13 tRNA genes and 1 rRNA gene are annotated in these 1,531 nt (G+C 45.8%); all 14 read right to left on the bottom strand.

The window, feature by feature from the left end:
- Positions 1-61: 61 nt before the first annotated feature.
- The 14 genes from HW423_RS10915 to rrf all read right to left on the bottom strand — a co-directional run bounded on the left by HW423_RS10915 (position 62) and on the right by rrf (position 1,464).
- A tRNA-Leu gene (locus tag HW423_RS10915) sits at positions 62-147 on the bottom strand.
- 43 nt (positions 148-190) lie between these two features.
- Positions 191-263, bottom strand: a tRNA-Met gene (locus tag HW423_RS10910).
- 17 nt (positions 264-280) lie between these two features.
- Positions 281-351 (bottom strand) — tRNA-Cys (locus HW423_RS10905).
- Positions 352-396: 45 nt separating this feature from the next.
- Positions 397-468 (bottom strand) — tRNA-Gln (locus HW423_RS10900).
- Between the two features lie 35 nt (positions 469-503).
- A tRNA-His gene (locus HW423_RS10895) sits at positions 504-576 on the bottom strand.
- Positions 577-600: 24 nt separating this feature from the next.
- A tRNA-Trp gene (locus HW423_RS10890) sits at positions 601-671 on the bottom strand.
- Positions 672-712: 41 nt separating this feature from the next.
- A tRNA-Tyr gene (locus tag HW423_RS10885) sits at positions 713-793 on the bottom strand.
- 5 nt (positions 794-798) lie between these two features.
- Positions 799-871, bottom strand: a tRNA-Phe gene (locus tag HW423_RS10880).
- A 13-nt stretch (positions 872-884) separates the two neighbouring features.
- Positions 885-957: transfer RNA gene (locus tag HW423_RS10875), tRNA-Asp, on the bottom strand.
- Positions 958-967: 10 nt separating this feature from the next.
- Positions 968-1,040: transfer RNA gene (locus tag HW423_RS10870), tRNA-Val, on the bottom strand.
- A gap of 18 nt (positions 1,041-1,058) precedes the next feature.
- Positions 1,059-1,130: transfer RNA gene (locus HW423_RS10865), tRNA-Glu, on the bottom strand.
- Between the two features lie 21 nt (positions 1,131-1,151).
- Positions 1,152-1,242: transfer RNA gene (locus HW423_RS10860), tRNA-Ser, on the bottom strand.
- A gap of 12 nt (positions 1,243-1,254) precedes the next feature.
- Positions 1,255-1,327: transfer RNA gene (locus tag HW423_RS10855), tRNA-Asn, on the bottom strand.
- A gap of 21 nt (positions 1,328-1,348) precedes the next feature.
- Positions 1,349-1,464 (bottom strand): 5S ribosomal RNA (rrf, locus tag HW423_RS10850).
- Between the last annotated feature and the right edge of the window lie 67 nt (positions 1,465-1,531).

Below are 1,531 nucleotides of genomic sequence, written 5' to 3'. Positions count from 1 at the left end.
CCAAAAACACTTACTTAGGCATTGGGTAAGTGTTCTAACGTGGATTAAATCAATTAATAAATACCGGTAGTCGGGGTCGAACCGACACGTCCCGCAAAGGACATTGGATTTTGAGTCCAACGCGTCTGCCAATTCCGCCATACCGGCATAAAAGCCATTATCTCGATATTAATTTTTGATAATAAAAAAATTGCGGGGGTAGGATTCGAACCTACGACCTTCGGGTTATGAGCCCGACGAGATGCCAGCTTCTCCACCCCGCGATAATAATATTTAGTAAAGGCGGTAGTCGGATTTGAACCGGCGATCAGAGTTTTGCAGACTCGTGCCTTACCACTTGGCTATACCGCCATTGTATTAAATAAAATAGTACCATTATAACAATGGTACTAGCGACTGGGGTAGCTGGATTCGAACCAACGCATAACGGAGTCAAAGTCCGTTGCCTTACCGCTTGGCTATACCCCAATGATAATATTATTACCTATATTATAGAAAATATAGGCGACTGATGGGAATCGAACCCACGAGTGTCGGATCCACAAACCGATGCGTTAACCACTTCGCCACAATCGCCATCATCGTATTATTAAAATTAAACAGGGGCAGTAGGAATCGAACCCACATTGACGGTTTTGGAGACCGTAGTTCTACCGTTAAACTATGCCCCTATTAAAAGGCAAAATTATTAAATTCCCCATTAATAATACAATGGTGGGGGAGAGATTCGAACTCCCGAACCCGAAGGAGCGGATTTACAGTCCGCCGCGTTTAGCCACTTCGCTACCCCACCATGAATGGCTTGGGACGGAATCGAACCGCCGACACCTTGAGCTTCAATCAAGTGCTCTACCAACTGAGCTACCAAGCCAACATTTTAAAAACGGTCCGGACGGGATTTGAACCCGCGATCTCCTGCGTGACAGGCAGGCATGTTAACCCCTACACCACCGGACCTTGGTAGTAATGGAGGATGACGGGATCGAACCGCCGACATCCTGCTTGTAAGGCAGACGCTCTCCCAGCTGAGCTAATCCTCCATGTTATTAAAATGTTAATGATCCGTACGGGATTCGAACCCGTGTTACCGCCGTGAAAGGGCGGTGTCTTAACCACTTGACCAACGGACCATTGTAATATTAAGTTTCATACGGAGAGTAAGGGATTCGAACCCTTGAGACATTTATTAAATGCCTACACGATTTCCAATCGTGCTCCTTCGGCCAACTCGGACAACTCTCCGATTTAACCTTACTCCGCAAGTAGGGCTCGAACCTACGACATCATGATTAACAGTCATGCGCTCTACCAGCTGAGCTATTGCGGAATGACTAAAAAATTAAACAATGCATGGCAACGACCTACTCTCACAGGACCAAAGGTCCAACTACCATCGGCGCTAAGAAGCTTAACTGCTGTGTTCGGCATGGGAACAGGTGTATCCTTCTTGCTACCATCACCACACATTGTCTGTATATAAGTAATCACTTAGATCACTCAAAACTGAATATCAACGTGTATTCTCTTACTT

Source organism: Ruoffia halotolerans (assembly GCF_014049385.1).
GTDB classification, from domain to species: domain Bacteria; phylum Bacillota; class Bacilli; order Lactobacillales; family Aerococcaceae; genus Ruoffia; species Ruoffia halotolerans.
Note: the sequence above shows the minus strand (reverse complement) of the source record. Positions and strands in the feature narration are given on the sequence as shown.